20 protein-coding genes are annotated in these 13,846 nt (G+C 70.2%); 16 read left to right on the forward strand and 4 right to left on the reverse strand.

All coding sequences use genetic code 11. The features are described from left to right. Positions 1–67 precede the first annotated feature (67 nt). Complete coding sequence (locus ACFVJS_RS19200; RefSeq protein ID WP_378883540.1) at positions 68–394, reverse strand: DUF4235 domain-containing protein; 327 nt, start codon at positions 392–394, stop codon at positions 68–70. 71 nt (positions 395–465) lie between these two features. After that, complete coding sequence (locus ACFVJS_RS19205) at positions 466–924, reverse strand: DUF3093 domain-containing protein (RefSeq protein WP_378883543.1); 459 nt, start codon at positions 922–924, stop codon at positions 466–468. A gap of 73 nt (positions 925–997) precedes the next feature. Between ACFVJS_RS19205 and dut the strand changes: the two genes are divergently transcribed. The 7 genes from dut to ACFVJS_RS19240 all read left to right on the forward strand — a co-directional run bounded on the left by dut (position 998) and on the right by ACFVJS_RS19240 (position 6,462). Next, positions 998–1,450 (forward strand): dUTP diphosphatase, encoded by a 453-nt coding sequence (gene dut, locus ACFVJS_RS19210; RefSeq protein WP_378883546.1) that lies wholly within the window; start codon positions 998–1,000, stop codon positions 1,448–1,450. A 52-nt stretch (positions 1,451–1,502) separates the two neighbouring features. Further along, positions 1,503–2,165 carry a DUF3710 domain-containing protein gene (locus ACFVJS_RS19215; protein WP_378883549.1) on the forward strand — a complete coding sequence of 221 codons (663 nt, stop codon included), beginning with the start codon at positions 1,503–1,505 and terminating at the stop codon, positions 2,163–2,165. Positions 2,166–2,172: 7 nt separating this feature from the next. Further along, on the forward strand, positions 2,173–2,544 hold the full coding sequence (locus tag ACFVJS_RS19220; RefSeq protein WP_378883552.1) for an OB-fold nucleic acid binding domain-containing protein: 372 nt from the start codon (positions 2,173–2,175) through the stop codon (positions 2,542–2,544). An 11-nt stretch (positions 2,545–2,555) separates the two neighbouring features. Continuing rightward, positions 2,556–3,311: a DUF3159 domain-containing protein gene (locus ACFVJS_RS19225; RefSeq protein WP_378883554.1), complete on the forward strand. Its 756-nt coding sequence runs from the start codon at positions 2,556–2,558 to the stop codon at positions 3,309–3,311. After that, positions 3,308–4,354 (forward strand): hypothetical protein, encoded by a 1,047-nt coding sequence (locus ACFVJS_RS19230; protein WP_378883557.1) that lies wholly within the window; start codon positions 3,308–3,310, stop codon positions 4,352–4,354. Before ACFVJS_RS19225 ends, ACFVJS_RS19230 begins: the two co-directional genes overlap by 4 nt. 28 nt (positions 4,355–4,382) lie before the next feature. After that, on the forward strand, positions 4,383–4,919 hold the full coding sequence (locus ACFVJS_RS19235) for a cell division protein FtsQ (protein ID WP_378883560.1): 537 nt from the start codon (positions 4,383–4,385) through the stop codon (positions 4,917–4,919). 79 nt (positions 4,920–4,998) lie between these two features. Beyond that, the gene (locus tag ACFVJS_RS19240) at positions 4,999–6,462 is read left to right on the forward strand and encodes a PepSY-associated TM helix domain-containing protein (RefSeq protein ID WP_378883562.1); all 1,464 of its coding nucleotides are present in this window, start codon (positions 4,999–5,001) and stop codon (positions 6,460–6,462) included. 33 nt (positions 6,463–6,495) lie between these two features. On the opposite strand, the gene ACFVJS_RS19245 is transcribed toward ACFVJS_RS19240, so the two are convergent. Next, positions 6,496–6,909 carry a Fur family transcriptional regulator gene (locus ACFVJS_RS19245; protein WP_008356597.1) on the reverse strand — a complete coding sequence of 138 codons (414 nt, stop codon included), beginning with the start codon at positions 6,907–6,909 and terminating at the stop codon, positions 6,496–6,498. Positions 6,910–7,008: 99 nt separating this feature from the next. Between ACFVJS_RS19245 and rpmB the strand changes: the two genes are divergently transcribed. The 5 genes from rpmB to ACFVJS_RS19270 all read left to right on the forward strand — a co-directional run bounded on the left by rpmB (position 7,009) and on the right by ACFVJS_RS19270 (position 9,866). Continuing rightward, complete coding sequence (rpmB, locus tag ACFVJS_RS19250) at positions 7,009–7,245, forward strand: 50S ribosomal protein L28 (RefSeq protein WP_196873964.1); 237 nt, start codon at positions 7,009–7,011, stop codon at positions 7,243–7,245. Next, positions 7,245–7,550, forward strand: coding sequence for a 30S ribosomal protein S14 (rpsN, locus tag ACFVJS_RS19255; protein ID WP_378883566.1), 306 nt, complete (start codon positions 7,245–7,247; stop codon positions 7,548–7,550). The genes rpmB and rpsN overlap by 1 nt, the downstream gene beginning before the upstream one ends. Positions 7,551–7,633: 83 nt before the next feature. Beyond that, entirely contained in the window at positions 7,634–8,620 is a 987-nt protein-coding gene (locus tag ACFVJS_RS19260; protein WP_378883569.1) for a permease, read from the forward strand. Then, a complete protein-coding gene (locus tag ACFVJS_RS19265) occupies positions 8,617–9,327 on the forward strand; it encodes a TIGR03943 family putative permease subunit (RefSeq protein ID WP_378883571.1) in 711 nt (236 codons plus the stop codon). Before ACFVJS_RS19260 ends, ACFVJS_RS19265 begins: the two co-directional genes overlap by 4 nt. Positions 9,328–9,341: 14 nt before the next feature. Then, entirely contained in the window at positions 9,342–9,866 is a 525-nt protein-coding gene (locus ACFVJS_RS19270; RefSeq protein WP_378883573.1) for a hypothetical protein, read from the forward strand. A gap of 139 nt (positions 9,867–10,005) precedes the next feature. On the opposite strand, the gene ACFVJS_RS19275 is transcribed toward ACFVJS_RS19270, so the two are convergent. Next, positions 10,006–11,577 (reverse strand): FAD-dependent oxidoreductase, encoded by a 1,572-nt coding sequence (locus ACFVJS_RS19275; protein ID WP_378883577.1) that lies wholly within the window; start codon positions 11,575–11,577, stop codon positions 10,006–10,008. Between the two features lie 73 nt (positions 11,578–11,650). Here ACFVJS_RS19275 and ACFVJS_RS19280 point away from each other — a divergent pair, with 73 nt between their 5' ends. The 4 genes from ACFVJS_RS19280 to rpmF form a co-directional block, all read left to right on the forward strand. After that, positions 11,651–12,208: a helix-turn-helix domain-containing protein gene (locus ACFVJS_RS19280; protein WP_378883579.1), complete on the forward strand. Its 558-nt coding sequence runs from the start codon at positions 11,651–11,653 to the stop codon at positions 12,206–12,208. Between the two features lie 77 nt (positions 12,209–12,285). Next, the gene (locus ACFVJS_RS19285) at positions 12,286–12,546 is read left to right on the forward strand and encodes a type B 50S ribosomal protein L31 (protein WP_045547218.1); all 261 of its coding nucleotides are present in this window, start codon (positions 12,286–12,288) and stop codon (positions 12,544–12,546) included. Beyond that, complete coding sequence (locus ACFVJS_RS19290) at positions 12,546–13,664, forward strand: CobW family GTP-binding protein (RefSeq protein WP_378883583.1); 1,119 nt, start codon at positions 12,546–12,548, stop codon at positions 13,662–13,664. The genes ACFVJS_RS19285 and ACFVJS_RS19290 overlap by 1 nt, the downstream gene beginning before the upstream one ends. 35 nt (positions 13,665–13,699) lie before the next feature. Next, on the forward strand, positions 13,700–13,846 hold a 147-nt coding region (rpmF, locus tag ACFVJS_RS19295), incomplete at its 3' end, for a 50S ribosomal protein L32 (protein WP_378883585.1).

The following is a 13,846-nucleotide window of genomic DNA, read 5'->3' on the forward strand; positions in this document are numbered from 1 at the left end:
GCGGAAAGCCCGGCGCAAGCCGGACTGACAAGCAGAAGGCCGCACGGACTCCGTACGGCCTTCTTTGCTACCTCAGGACTTCGTCCTTCTCCAGCTGCTTAGGCAACCGACCGACCGACCTCACGTAGTAGTTCGCCGCACGGCGCTGGGCGAACATCCGCGCGAGCGCGACGGTGGCGCCGGTGGCAGCCGACCAGAGCACGGCCTCCAGGAGGCGTACGTCGGGGTCGGCCGGATTGGCCGGTGGCTTGCGTCCGGTGGACGCCTTCCAGCCGGTGGAGAGGAGCTTGTTGGTGACCTTGGCGGCCCCGATTCCGCTGACGAGGGCCATGATCGCCCAGACCTTGTCGCCCTTCGCTCCGGAATCAGACCCAGCCTTGTTGGACTTGGACATGTATCGAGCCTAGGCCATGTCCGCGAGGATGCCGTCCGGAGACTCGCTCAGAGACTCGCTCAGAGACTCGCTCAGAGACTCGCTCGGAGCGCGTTGACCGTCTTCGCGAGCGCCACCGGGTGGCGGGTGAACAGCAGCCAGTAGGGCGTCGGGTCGGCGGGGTCCTCGATGGCGACCCGCACCGCGCGCTTGAGGTAGGGACGAAGGAGCAGGTACGCCCGGGCGTCGGCGTCGCGGCCCGCGAGATGGTGTGACTCGGTCTCGTCGAGCGCAATCGCCTCGCCGAGGAAGCGTGCCTCGATCCGGGCCGGGCCGGCGCGCAGGACGCCGTCGGCGATCGTGATCCTGGCGTTGCCGTAGACGATCATGGCAAGCGCGAACAGACCGACGGTCGCGGCGGTGATGCCCCAGGCGAGCGCGGCCGGCACCCACAGGATGACCGCGATCCACAGGGTCGCCAGGAACATGACGCCCTGGACCCACCACCTCAGCGGCACGGTCAGTCGCTCGTCGTACGCCGGGGTGCTCACGAATCGTGAGTTTTTCACGCCGGTCAAGCCAGTCACGAATCGGGTGAGCCTCAAAGCATCTAAGGTGCGGGATGTGTCTGACCTCGAAGTAGCCCTGGTACGTCTCGACGCGGAGCTGCCGCCACCTGCGTACGCCCATCCGGGAGACGCGGGAGCCGACCTCCGCACGACCGTCGACGTGACCCTGAAACCGGGGGAGCGTGCCCTGGTGCCGACCGGGATCGCGATGGCGCTGCCAGAGGGCTACGTCGGCCTGGTGCACCCACGCTCCGGCCTGGCGGCCAAGCACGGGCTCTCCATCGTCAACGCCCCCGGCACCGTCGACGCCGGCTACCGCGGCGAGGTGAAGGTCGCGCTGGTCAACCTCGACCCCGTCGAGCCCATCGAGCTGCGCCGGGGCGACCGGGTCGCCCAGCTGGTCATCCAGCGCGTCGAGCAGGCTCGTTTCGTCGAGGTCTCCGAGTTGCCCGAGTCCGTTCGTGGAGACGGGGGATACGGTTCTACCGGGGGCTTCTCCAGCCGCTGAGCGATCAGTGTTAGATAAGTCTCCTCGAAGATCCACCGCAACCTGAAAGCAGATGGTCGTGAAGTTCCGTCGCAAGTCCACGCCCTCCCACCGGGGAGAGCCGTCTGCATCGGTCGATGAGCGGCCCGTGGCCGACGAGCGGCCGGTGCCGGCCGCTCCCGAGATCGGCCCGTTCGACATCGACTCGGCCCCCGAGGGACTGATCACCGGCGACTGGGTGGATCTCGGCTCGATGATGATCGCCCCGGCGCCCGGCAAGGAGCTGCGCCTGCAGGTGGACGAGAAGTCGGGCCAGATCGCGGCCGTGATGCTGACCGCCGACGACGGTGCCATGGAGCTGCGCGCCTTCGCCGCGCCCCGCAACGGCGACCTGTGGACCGAGTCGCTGCCGATGCTGCGCCAGGACGTCCAGCAGCGCGGCGGCGCGACGGCCGACCTCGAGGGCCCGTGGGGCACCGAGCTGATCACCCAGATGAAGGTCAAGCTGCCCGACGGCCAGCCGGCCGTCCAGCAGACCCGCATCATCGGGGTCAACGGCCCGCGCTGGATGCTCCGCGCGACCATGCTCGGCCGCCCGGCGATGGAACCGACCGCGGGCAAGGAGTGGGAGAAGCTCCTCGAGCAGGTCGTGGTGCGCCGCGGCGCCGAGGCCAAGCCGAAGGGCGAGGCACTCGAGGTGAAGCTGCCACCCAACGCGCGTCGCGTCGAGAAGTGAGCCGGTAGTGTCCAAGGGTCGGCTGCGCGCCAAGCTCAGCGAGTGGGCCAATACGGCCTCGATCGACGCGAGCGAGATCCGGGCGGCCTACGTCGCCAAGGATGTCGCCTCCATCGCCGACGCGCCCGACCGTGAGTCGGTGCGGCTGCGCGGGACGCTGCGTACGATCACGCTGCGACCGCGCGGGGGCGTCCCGGCGCTGGAGGCGGAGCTGTTCGACGGCTCCGGCACGCTGACGCTCATCTGGCTGGGCCGCCGGCGCATCGCCGGGATCAACCCGGGCCGCTCCCTGCAGGTGCAGGGCCGTATCGGCCGCACCGACGGCCAGCGCATCATGTTCAATCCACGCTACGAGCTGATACCGGACCCCAACGAGTGAGCCAACCACACGTGAGCCCCACCTCTGAGACCCCTGCCGACGGCTCTGCCGACGACCGTGCCGACCAGCACCACGACCACAACCATCCGACGGTCGACACCGTCGAGGCGGTCGTACGCCGCCAGATGTCCGCCGGGCTCGGCGGTGTGCGCGGCATGCTCGAGGCCGGTGTGCCCGGGCTCGTGTTCACCATCGCCTGGCTGCTGGTCAAGGACCTCAAGATCGCGCTGATCGCCTCGGCCGCGACCGCGGCGGTCTTCCTGGTCGTGCGGCTGGTGCAGCGCTCCAGCCTGCAGTACGTCGGCAACGCGATCTTCGGCATCCTCATCGGTTTTGCCGTGGTGCGGCTGGCCCAGTCGATGGGCGGCTCGGCCGAGGAGCAGGCGCTGGCCTACTTCCTGCCCGGCATCCTGATCAGCCTCGGCTACACCGTCGTCGTCGGTGGGCTGTGCCTGATCGGCTGGCCGATCTTTGGCTTCTTCATCGGTGTCGCCAGTGGCGACCCGCTGGAGTGGCACCAGGACAAGCAGATCGTGAAGCTGTGCACGCGGCTCACCTGGCTCTTCCTGGCCCCCGGCGCGATCGGTGCGGCGATCCAGGGTCCGATCTGGTTCCTGGCCTGGAGCGGGGCGATCGACCGTGACTGGGCGATCCTCGCCCTGGGGATCCTCCGCACCGGTCTCGGCTGGGCCCTGCGCATCGCCTGCTACGGCACCATGATCTGGCTCCTGGCGCGCAACCACACCCCCGTCCAGCAGGCGACGTGAACCTGCGCGGAGCCGCTGTCGCCGGCGCACTGGTCTCGCTCTCGCTGGCCGGGTGTGGGAGCACGACCGCGAGTGCCGGTGGCAAGGAGCCCTTCTCACTGCCTGTCGGGCCCAGCACGTGGGATGCCACAGCCCCGGCTTGGTATGCCGACGGCACCCTGCATGTGGGGGAGCGGAGCGTCGACCTGGGTGATCGCGTGGACCAGTTCGTGCTGGGCGCGACCGGCGTCTACTGGATGCGTGGCCAGACGCTGTGGTTCACCAGCGCCGAGGGCGAGACCGAGAAGGTCGAGAAGGTGGGGTGGAGCAACCTGGCCGTGTCGGCCGACCGGTCGGTGTTCGCGACCGTCGACCAGTCGCGCGGTCCGACCGACGAGTTCGGCACCCATGTGCTCCAGGTGGCGGCGTTCGACACCCGCACGGGTGAGCAGCTCTACCGGACGCCTGACGAAGAGCCCGACGGCGACGCCGACCTGGAGGATCTCTACAGCGAGACCATGCCTTTGCTGGTCGGGGTCAGCAACGAGCGACTCTTCTTCGACGACACCACCATCGATCTGGCCGACGGCTCGACCACGGAGGCAAGCCGAGGGCCCGACGGGGAGGTCTACGTCGGCTACGCCGAGACCCTGTTTCCGGACGGCTTCCATGTCCATCTCGAAGGAGAGGGTCAGCGCCGAGAGCTGGCTGACACCGGGCTGTCGGGGGTGGGTCTGCTCTCACCGGATCGCAGCACGATCTTCGACACCACCGAGTGGCCCACCAAGGCGGTCGCGTACGACGCATCGACCGGGAGCCGACGCGCGATCGACGCCCCCTGGGATCATTTCACGCTGGCGGGCTGGAGCGACGAGGAGACGTTCTTCGGCGTCGCGCAGCATATCGACGCGAACGCAGACGACGTGCTGCGCGCACAGCAGGTCGTCACCTGCGAGGTGCGCACGCTCGTGTGCACGCCCGTCAGTCCGGTGATCCCGACCGACGACGAGGACCAGGGTCAGGGCCCGACCTTCCTCGTCGAGGGCAACGCCGGCGAACTCTGAGCTCGCGGTCCGGGATACGGTGCTGCGCGTGGAGCTGCGAGTGGTGAGGCCGAGGCGCGGGAGCGTGTGGCTGTCCCTGCTCGCCACCCTCGAGATCACCACCGGCGCGGCGCTGGCCCACCTGGCCGCCGGTGGCACCCTGCCGGGCGCCGGCTGGCTGGCCGCCTCCGCGCTGGCGGTCTTCGGCGCCGGCGTCGCGGTGCTGCAGCACCGGGTCGGGCTCCTCGGCGGCGCGGTCATGGCAGGGCTGTCCCAGCTCGGCCTCCACGAGGTCTTTGCGGCGTTCTCCGTGAGCCCTGCTGCCGAGCACCAGCACGCCCTCGGCAGCCCGCTCGGCGCCGAGAGCGGCTCGATGCTCCTGGCCCACACCTGCGCCGCGGTGCTGTCGGTGCTCGTCTGGGTGCTGCACCGCCGTGCCCTCGCCGTGGCGGTACGCCGCCTCTCGATGCCCCGGGTCGCGGTCACCGGGCGCCTGCTCGCCGAGGCCGGGCAGCTCCTCCCGCGACCGGCCATGTGGGCCGATGTCTCTCCGCGAAGGGGACCGCCGAGGCCGGCCGGCCTCTGAGATCCCACTGCGAGCACCACCGGGCGAGTCCCGGTGGCTGCCTTGCGTACCCGAAAACTCGCGAGAAGAGAAGCTTCGAATGACCGCTCCCACCCAGCTCCGCATCAACACAGCCGAGCCCGATACCGAACCCAAGACCGAACCCAAGACAGAGCCGAAGACCGAGCCGAAGACCGTCGGCTGGTGGCCGACGATCCGTCCACTCGTGCTGCGGGTGCATTTCTACGCCGGGGTGCTGGTCGCCCCGTTCATCCTGGTCGCCTCGGTGACGGGGTTGCTCTACACGATCGCCCCGCAGGTCGAGCAGATCGCCTATCACGACCTGACCCACGTCACCGCGGCGGGCAAGCGGCTGGCGCTCGCGGATCAGGTCGCTGCCGCTCGGGCGAGCCATCCCGACGGCGAGATCCTCCGCATCGACGTGCCACCCGCCGCCGATCGCAGCACCCGGGTCGTCTTCACCGACGAGTCGGTGCCCGCGGACTACGCGATGTCGGTCTTCGTCAATCCCTATACCGCCGGCGTCGAGGGCCAGGTACGCAGCTACGGGCAGTGGCTCGGGTTCCGAGCGTGGCTCGACGAGCTGCACCGCAATCTGCACCTGGGGGCCGTCGGACGCCACTACAGCGAGCTCGCCGCGAGCTGGCTGTGGGTGGTCGCCCTCGGCGGGCTGCTGCTGTGGATAGGCAGGCGGCGCCGTGATCGGCGTGTGCGTCGGCTGGTGACTCCTGACCTGGCCGCCGCGGGACGCTCCCGGGTGATGTCGTGGCACGCCGTGATCGGCGTCTGGGTTCTTCTCGGCGTACTCGCGCTCTCGGTCTCCGGGCTGACCTGGTCTCGCTACGCCGGCGCGAACATCGGCGATGTGCGTACGGCCCTGTCCTGGACCGAGCCGACGCCGGCGACGTCCCTGCACACCGGCGGTTCCGCGGACGAGCATGCCGATCACGGCTCGGCCGGGGGCGCGGCAGGCGCCGCTGACCCGGATGCCGTCCTCACGGCGGGAGTCGGTGCCGACGGGGTGCTCGCCGCCGCACGTGAAGCAGGCCTCGGGGATCCGCTCTACCTCGTCCCGCCGGCCGACGGATCCAGCGCCTGGACAGCAGCGGAGAACAAGCGCGACTGGCCGACCGCCTACGACGCGATCAGCGTCGACCCCGCCACCGGCAAGACGCTGGACCGGGTCGACTTCGCCGACTGGCCGGTGATGGCCAAGCTGACCGACTGGGTCATCGGCGCGCACATGGGCATCCTGTTCGGCATCGTCAACCAGCTCGCGCTGGCGGCGTTGGCGATCGGACTGATCGTGATGACGATGCTCGGCTACCGGATGTGGTGGCTGCGGCGCCCGCGCGGAGCGGGCGGGCTCCGCTTCGGCCGGCCGGCACCGCGTGGGGCGTGGCGACGACTGCCCTGGCCCATGCTCGTGGCTCTCGTCGCGATCATCGGCGTGGTCGGCTGGTTCGTGCCGATGCTGGGCGTGACCCTCGTCGGGTTCCTGCTGGTCGATGCCGCGCTCGGCGCGGTGGGCAGGCGCAGCTGACCCGGGCTTGACCGGGGTCGACCCGGGGTTGGCTCAGGCGGAGGCGCAGGCGGCGCAGAGGCCGAAGATCTCCACGGTGTGGTTGACGTCGGTGAAGCCGTTCTGCGCCGCCACCTTGTCGGCCCAGGTCTCCACGGCCGGGCCCTCGATCTCCACGGCCTTGCCGCAGCTGCGGCAGACCAGGTGGTGGTGATGGGTCGTGGAGGCGTCGCCGCACAGTCGGTAGGTGGACTCACCGTCGGGCTTGTGGATCACGTCGGCGAGGCCGTCGTCGACGAAGATCTGCAGGTGGCGGTAGACCGTGGAGAGGCCGATCTTCTCGCCGTTGGCTCGCAGCGTGGCGTAGACGTCCTGGGCGCTGCGGAAGGTGTCCTCGGCGGCGAGAGCCTCCTTCACCGCGGCGCCCTGGTTGGTTGCGCGCCGCTTGACCTGCTGGGTTGGTGCCATGAGCCACATGTTAGTCGGTATCGGTATGGATCCCGTGTGCAGCAGCACCCATGCCGTGTGTCATACTGGGAATGATTCCCAATAACACGAAAGGCTCTCATGTCACGCACGTGTCAGGTCACCGGTGCCCGCCCCGGCTTCGGCAACAACCGTCCCTGGTCCAAGAAGGCGACCCGGCGGCGCTGGGAGGTGAACCTGCAGAAGAAGACCTACTACGTCCCCAGCCTGGGCCGGAAGGTCACCCTGCGGCTCAGCACCAACGCGATCAAGCAGATCGACGTACGCGGCATCGACGCCGTCGTCGCCGAGATGCGCGCCCGAGGGGAGAAGGTCTGATGGCCAAGAAGTCGAAGATCGCCGCCGAGGCCAAGCGTCGCGAGATCGTGGAGAGGTACGCCGAGCGCCGGGCTGCCCTCAAGGAGCAGATCCGCGCCACCGAGCCGAGCTCGGCCGAGCAGGCCGAGGCCGTCCGCGCGCTGTCCCGTCTCCCGCGCGACTCCTCGCCCGTACGCCTGCGCAACCGCGACCAGGTCGACGGCCGGCCGCGGGGATACCTGCGCAAGGCGGGCGTGTCGCGGATCCGGTTCCGCGAGCTCGCGCACAAGGGGCATCTGCCGGGGATCACCAAGTCCAGCTGGTGACTCAGGCAAAAGCCTAACCGGAACCATTCCGAGTCGGCGAGGCACTACCCGGTCGTCATCGGGCTGTGCTAAACACTCGCGTCATGAGCACGAAGGCCCCGGAGCGGGCGGCGCAGAAGCCTGGGTTCAGGCTGGGGCAGACAGAGGTCGTCGCGATCGTCCTGCTGGTCATCCTGCTCTCCCAGCGCTGGTTGCTGCCGCTGCTGGACCACGACCTGTTCAACACCTGGGGCACGATCTTCGTGGCCATCGTGGTGCAGTCGGCGCCGTTCCTGCTGGGCGGGGTGCTGCTCAGCGCCGTGATCTCGACGTTCCTCTCGGAGAAGGCGCTGAGCAAGATCGTGCCGAAGAGCCCGGTGCTCGGCGTCCCGGTCGCCGGCCTGGCCGGGATCGGGCTGCCAGGCTGCGAGTGCGCCGCGGTGCCGGTGACGAACTCGCTGATCCGTCGCGGCGTCGCACCGGCGGTTGCGCTGACGTTCCTGCTGGCCGCGCCGGCGGTCAACCCGGCGGTGCTCGTCTCGACCGCGGTGGCCTTCCCCGGACAGCCGATGATGGTGCTGGCCCGGTTCCTGGCCTCGCTGATCACGGCGGTGGCGGTCGGCTGGATCATGATGGCCCGCGGCAAGCTGCTCCTCGAGCGGCTCACCAACCTCGGCCGTGACGTGCACGCCCACGAGCGGTCGTTCCTCGGCAACGTCACCCACGACTTCCTGCACGCCTCCGGCTTCCTGGTGCTGGGCGCCATGCTGGCCGCGGCGGTCAACACCTTCGTACCCCGCTCGGTGGTGAACACGGTCGCCGGTCAGGCGGTGCTGGGGATCGCCACGCTGGCGCTGTTCGCCTTCGTCGTGGCGCTCTGCTCAGAGTCCGACGCCTTCGTCGCCGCCTCGTTCACCGCCTTCTCCGACACCGCGAAGCTGGTCTTCCTCGTCGTCGGCCCGGCGATGGACATCAAGCTCGCCTCGATGGAGGCCGGCCAGTTCGGCATGGGCTTCGCCCTGCGCTTCGTACCCTTGGTGATCATCACGGCGGTCGCCTCCGCCGTCGGCATCGGATGGTGGCTGCTGTGACCAGAACAACGCAGGCCCTGGTGGTCGGCTTTCTCGGGGCTGTCCTGCTGCGGCTCTCGCTCGGCGACGGCTATCTGAGGTACGTCACCGACTGGATGAAGTGGCCGCTGGTCGCCACCGGCGTTGTGCTGCTCGGGCTGACGCTGTGGATGCTGCTGCGTCCGGAGCCGGAGGATGACGACGACGGGCACGAAGGGCATGAGGCACACAGCCACAAGGTCCCGGCGATGACCTGGCTGGCGATCCTGCCGGGGGTGATCGTCTTCGTCGCCAGTCCGCCGTCGCTGGGCGCCTATCTCGCCGAGCGCCGTGCCGACGACCCGGTCGCGGCCGCTCCCGACGCCGAGATCCTTCCGCTGCCCGCATCGGACGGCCCGGTCGACGTCGAGGTCGCCGAGTTCATGTGGCGTGCCGGGGTCGACGACGGAGCCACGATCAAGGACCGCGACGTTCGCCTCACCGGCTTCGTCAGCACCGACGAGAAGGGCAACTGGTACGTCACCCGCATCGCCATCGCCTGCTGCGCCGCCGACGCCAGCGCCTCGCGGGTCCGGGTCGAGGACTACGACGACGCCCCGGAGCGCGACTCCTGGGTCGCGGTCACCGGGCGCTGGGTCGAGGGCACCGCGCCGGGCGGCAAGTCGGAGACGGCCATCGAGGCCTCCTCGGTCGAGCCGCGCGAGGCTCCGGCCAACACCTACCAGTGAGCGAGCGTCAGCGAGTGGGCGACCCGAGACGCTCCGGCAACCCCGCCCGACGGGCCGCGGCACAGCGTGAGCCGACCTGGCGCGACCGGCTGCCGCACACGCCACGCGCGCTCGTGGTCGGCGTGCTGATCGCGGTCGCGATCGGCGTCGTGGTGCTGACCCGCGACCTCGGCGGCTCCGACGCGCCAGCGGCCGCTCCGTCCGGGGCGGGATCGTCCGCGGCCCCGGTCGCCTCCGGGCCGGTCGCGTCCCTGGAGGAGTTCTGCGGTGCCGTACAGACCATGGCGAACGCCCACGCGGCCCAGATGTCCACGCCGAACGACGAGAACGAGACGGCGCTGGGGCTGGCGGCCACGAGCCTGCAGTCGATGGGCGTCCCGGAAGGCACGCCAGCCGCCGCTGTCGAGGGTGTGCGGATGATGATCGAGGACGCGCTGCGCACCGGGCGGGGCGAGGACCCGCTCGAGCGCAGCGTGGCCCAGAACCTCGCCTACGAGCGTCTCGGCGAGTACCTCACCGAGAGCTGCGGCGCGGCCTGACGCCGGGCGATCCGCCTCGGCGGCGGGGCTAGGGATACCCGGTTGACCGGGTATCCCTGGGCTTGGTGGGTGTTTCAGTGCCCGTCAAGCCCAGGTTTCCCCGGTCAACCGGGTATCCATGGGGCTGGTGTGACTGCCATCAGGAGCCGCGGCGGCGGAGCAAGAGCACCGCGTCCTCGAGCGTGGACGGCTCGCCCGACGGGCTGGTCACCGCACGGTGCCGGTGCTCGAGAACGACGGTCTCCCAGGCGTCCTCGGGCAGGTCGAGCGCCTCGAGCTCCTCCTTGGCGTCGAGGAAGGTGTGCTCGTGGGCGGACGCGTCGGCCCACGGCGGCGCGGCGGCGTGCGAGGTGATCAGCAGGTGGCCACCGACGTTCACCAACCCGGCCGCCCGACGCAGGATGTCGGTGCGGGGCAGCTCCACGGGGGAGTGGAAGAAGCTGGCGGTGACCAGGTCGTAGCCTCGGTCCAGCACCGCCGGGTCGGAGAGGTCGGAGACGACGAACCGGGCCTCCTCCTCGCCCAGCCCAGCGGCCAGCGCTGCCTCCCGGCCGCGGCCGACGGCGTTGTCGGAGATGTCGATGCCGGTGGCCTGCCAGCCGTGCTGCGCCAGCCAGATGACGTCGGCGCCCTCGCCGGAGCCCAGATCGAGCGCGGTGCCGGGCTCGAGACCGGCGGCGATGTCACCGAGCACCGCGTTGACCTTGCCGGACCAGATCCGGTCGCTGCCGGCGTACCTCTCCTGCCAGAAGTCCACCGGGTCGCTCAGCCCGGCGGGTTCGGACACGGCGCGGTCGAAGTCGTCGGTGACCAGCTTCATGTTCACGAAGCTGCCGGCCATGGCGCCGGCGCTCATGCTGATCGGGACGTTGGCCATCGGGTTGGAGACGTTGCCGACCGCCCAGATCCGGTCGCTGCTGGTCTTGCCGGTCGCGTCGACGGCGAGGAAGCTGCCGACCGGGCTGTCGGCGCGATCGAGGCCCAGGTGGGTCAGGAAGTCGTCGTGCGGGCGCAGGGTGCCGGCGGTGAAGATGGCGCCCACCTCGATGGTCGACCCGTCGGCGGTACGCACCGCGGTGACCTGGTCGCCCTCACCGAGGACCTCGACGACGGGGTCGGGGACGAGAGTGATCCCACGGGCGAGCAGCCGCTTCTCCTCGGTCTCCTCGATCGGTCCGAGTCCGGCGGTGAAGACCACGACGTCGTCGCTCCACTGGCGGATCAGTTGAGCCTGGTGCATGCCGAGCGGGGAGGTGGTCAGCACGCCGAGCCGCCGGTCGCGCACCTCCCAGCCGTGGCAGTAGGGGCAGTGCAGCACGGTGCTGCCCCAACGCTCGGCGAGGCCGGGGATGTCGGGAAGATCGTCGGTGACCCCGGTCGCCACGATCGCGACCCGCGCCGCGAGCCGTTCGCCGTCGTCCAGGAGGACGCTCACACCGTCGTCGGTCTCCTCGAGGCGGGCGACCCGGCCCGGCCGGATCCCGATGTCGTACGCAGCCAGCTCCTCGCGTCCCTTGCGCAGCAGCTCGGCGGGGTCGATGCCCTCGTGACCGAGAACGCCGTGCATGTGCGCCGCGAAGCGGTTTCGAGGGGAGCCGGAGTCGATCACGAGGGTCCGACGGCGGGAGCGGCCCAGCATGAGGGCGGCGGAGAGTCCGGCGGCGCCGCCGCCGATGACGATCACGTCAAGGTGTTCGGTGTGTGTGTTCATGTCATCCAGTTCAGTGGCACAATGAAAGAACGGCAAGAGTTCTTGCTGAAATGGCAAATGGGAGATGGAGCACATGATCGACGAGCTCAAGCAGGTCGGCCCGCGGATCCGGGCGATCCGCCATAGCAAGGGATGGACGCTGGAGCAGCTGGCTGCGAAGGCGGAGATGTCGCCGAGCACGTTGTCCCGCCTCGAGTCGGGCAAGCGGCAGGCGAGCCTGGAGTTGCTGATCCCGCTGACCCGCCACCTCGGTGTCGGGCTCGACAGCCTGGTGACGCCGTCGGTGCCGGACCCGCGGGTGCGCCGGCCGGTGGTCCGCCGCGAGGGCATGGAGATCGCGCCCTTGAGCCCCGAGGGGTCACCGGTGAGCACCTTCAAGATCACCTACGAGCCGGTGACCGAGGTGCCGGAGCCACGGGTGCACGACGGCTACGAGTGGCTCTATGTCATCTCCGGGAAGCTGCGGCTGCTGCTGGGCGATCGTGACCTGGTGCTGACCCGTGGCGAAGCCGCCGAGTTCGACACCCGGGTGCCGCACGCGATGTTCGCGACCGGCCCGCGCCCGGCGCAGGTGCTGAGCATCTTCAACAGCGACGGCGTACGCATGCACACCCACACCACCGAGGGGTGAGTCTCGCCCCGATGTGAATTGAGGCCCCGTTGTGGTTAAGATGAGAATCGTTATCATTAACCACAACGGGAGGTCCCATGAAGCAAGGCATCCACCCCGTCTCCGGGCCGGTCGTCTTCCGCGACCGCTCGGCGGACAAGCTCTTCCTGATGCGGTCGACGCTCGTCGAGCGTCTCGCCGACGACCACGAGCGGGTCACCTGGGAGAACGGCGAGACCTACCCGGTCGTCGATGTCGACGTCTCCAGCGCCAGCCACCCGTTCTGGACCGGCCGCGGCCGCGTGGTCGACACCGAAGGACGGGTCGAACGGTTCAAGCGCCGCTACGGACGCGGCTGATGACCGCGCCACGTCCGCGGTCGCCCCGCAACCTGTCGCGTCCCAAGGTGCCGGTGATCCTGGTGGGCGGGGTGGAGGAGGGCGCGATGCTCTCGGCGACCATCTCGCTGCAGTTCGGCCTCCCCGACGCGGTCACGGTCCGCCACATCATCGATCCCGAGCGCCAGCTCCTGACCCGCGTCGTCAGCGACGTCACCGGCGTGATCGAGCACGAGGAGATCAACCTCGCCCACGCCTGCGTCGCCTGTGCGATCCGCGAGGACATCGTGCCGACGCTCGAGCGGCTCGCCGCGCAGGGTCGCTGGGGCAGCATCGTGGCCTGCCTGCCGGTCGCCGCCGAGGCGGTCCAGGTCTGCCGTGTGCTCGCCTGGTCACCGCGGATGGCGCCGCACATCAGCATCTCCGCCGTCGTCGCGGCGCTCGAGGGTACGACGGTGGCCGAGGACCTGCTCGGCCCCGACCTGCTCGACGAGCGTGGTCTCGCCACTTCCGAGGACGACCGCCGCGGCGTCGCCGAGGTCGCCAGCGCGATCGTCGAGTACGCCGACGTCGTCTGCATCACCGAGACCCCCGAGCCGGAGGAGCGGTCGCTGGTGGCGACCCTCGCCCGGCCGCGTACGCCGGTGGTGACCGATCCCTCGCTCCTGGACGCCGCCGGCCTGGTCGCCGGCGTGCACCGCCATCATGCGGTGGAGGCATGGGTCGCCGAGGTGCGCCGCAACGAGCTGCCGCCGGTTCCCGAGGGCGGTGCGTGGCGGCTCGACCTGCGCTCCGACCGGCCGATCCACCCCATCCGGTTCCAGGACGAGCTGGAGATCCTCGGCGGTGGCCCGCGCCGCTCGCGGGGCTGCTTCTGGGTGCCCACCCGACCCGACGACATCTGCGTGTGGGACGGCGCCGGCGGTCAGGCGAGCGTCGGGTCGACCCAGAAGTGGGGCCGCACCGATCGGCTCACCCGGATCGTCGTGGTCGGCATCGACGACGAGGCCGACGAGATCCCGCGCGCCTTCGAGCGCGCTCTGCTCACCGACCAGGAGATCGCCCAGCGCGGTCAGATCTGGGAGGAGTCCTGGGATGGGCTCGAGGACTGGCTCGGCCCCATCGGCCGTGCCGCCTGACCCGGACCGTCAACCACCACCAGAAGGAGGCTGCCATGGCCGTACCCAAGCGCAAGATGTCGCGCAGCAACACCCGCCACCGCCGGTCGAGCTGGAAGGCGACCCCGGTCGCCCTCGTGCCCGTGACTGTCGACGGACAGACCTACGACGTGCCCAGGCGCCTGGTCCGCGCCGTGCAGCGC

This window comes from Nocardioides sp. NPDC057772 (genome assembly GCF_042798075.1).
Taxonomy (GTDB): domain Bacteria; phylum Actinomycetota; class Actinomycetes; order Propionibacteriales; family Nocardioidaceae; genus Nocardioides.

Coding starts and splice junctions, on each gene's coding strand:
- ACFVJS_RS19200 (WP_378883540.1), bottom strand. CDS start 394: ATGTCCAAGTCCAACAAGGCTGGGTCTGATTCCGGAGCGAAGGGCGAC.
- ACFVJS_RS19215 (WP_378883549.1), top strand. CDS start 1,503: ATGGTCGTGAAGTTCCGTCGCAAGTCCACGCCCTCCCACCGGGGAGAG.
- ACFVJS_RS19240 (WP_378883562.1), top strand. CDS start 4,999: ATGACCGCTCCCACCCAGCTCCGCATCAACACAGCCGAGCCCGATACC.
- ACFVJS_RS19245 (WP_008356597.1), bottom strand. CDS start 6,909: ATGGCACCAACCCAGCAGGTCAAGCGGCGCGCAACCAACCAGGGCGCC.
- rpmB (WP_196873964.1), top strand. CDS start 7,009: ATGTCACGCACGTGTCAGGTCACCGGTGCCCGCCCCGGCTTCGGCAAC.
- rpsN (WP_378883566.1), top strand. CDS start 7,245: ATGGCCAAGAAGTCGAAGATCGCCGCCGAGGCCAAGCGTCGCGAGATC.
- ACFVJS_RS19260 (WP_378883569.1), top strand. CDS start 7,634: ATGAGCACGAAGGCCCCGGAGCGGGCGGCGCAGAAGCCTGGGTTCAGG.
- ACFVJS_RS19275 (WP_378883577.1), bottom strand. CDS start 11,577: ATGAACACACACACCGAACACCTTGACGTGATCGTCATCGGCGGCGGC.
- ACFVJS_RS19280 (WP_378883579.1), top strand. CDS start 11,651: ATGATCGACGAGCTCAAGCAGGTCGGCCCGCGGATCCGGGCGATCCGC.
- ACFVJS_RS19285 (WP_045547218.1), top strand. CDS start 12,286: ATGAAGCAAGGCATCCACCCCGTCTCCGGGCCGGTCGTCTTCCGCGAC.
- ACFVJS_RS19290 (WP_378883583.1), top strand. CDS start 12,546: ATGACCGCGCCACGTCCGCGGTCGCCCCGCAACCTGTCGCGTCCCAAG.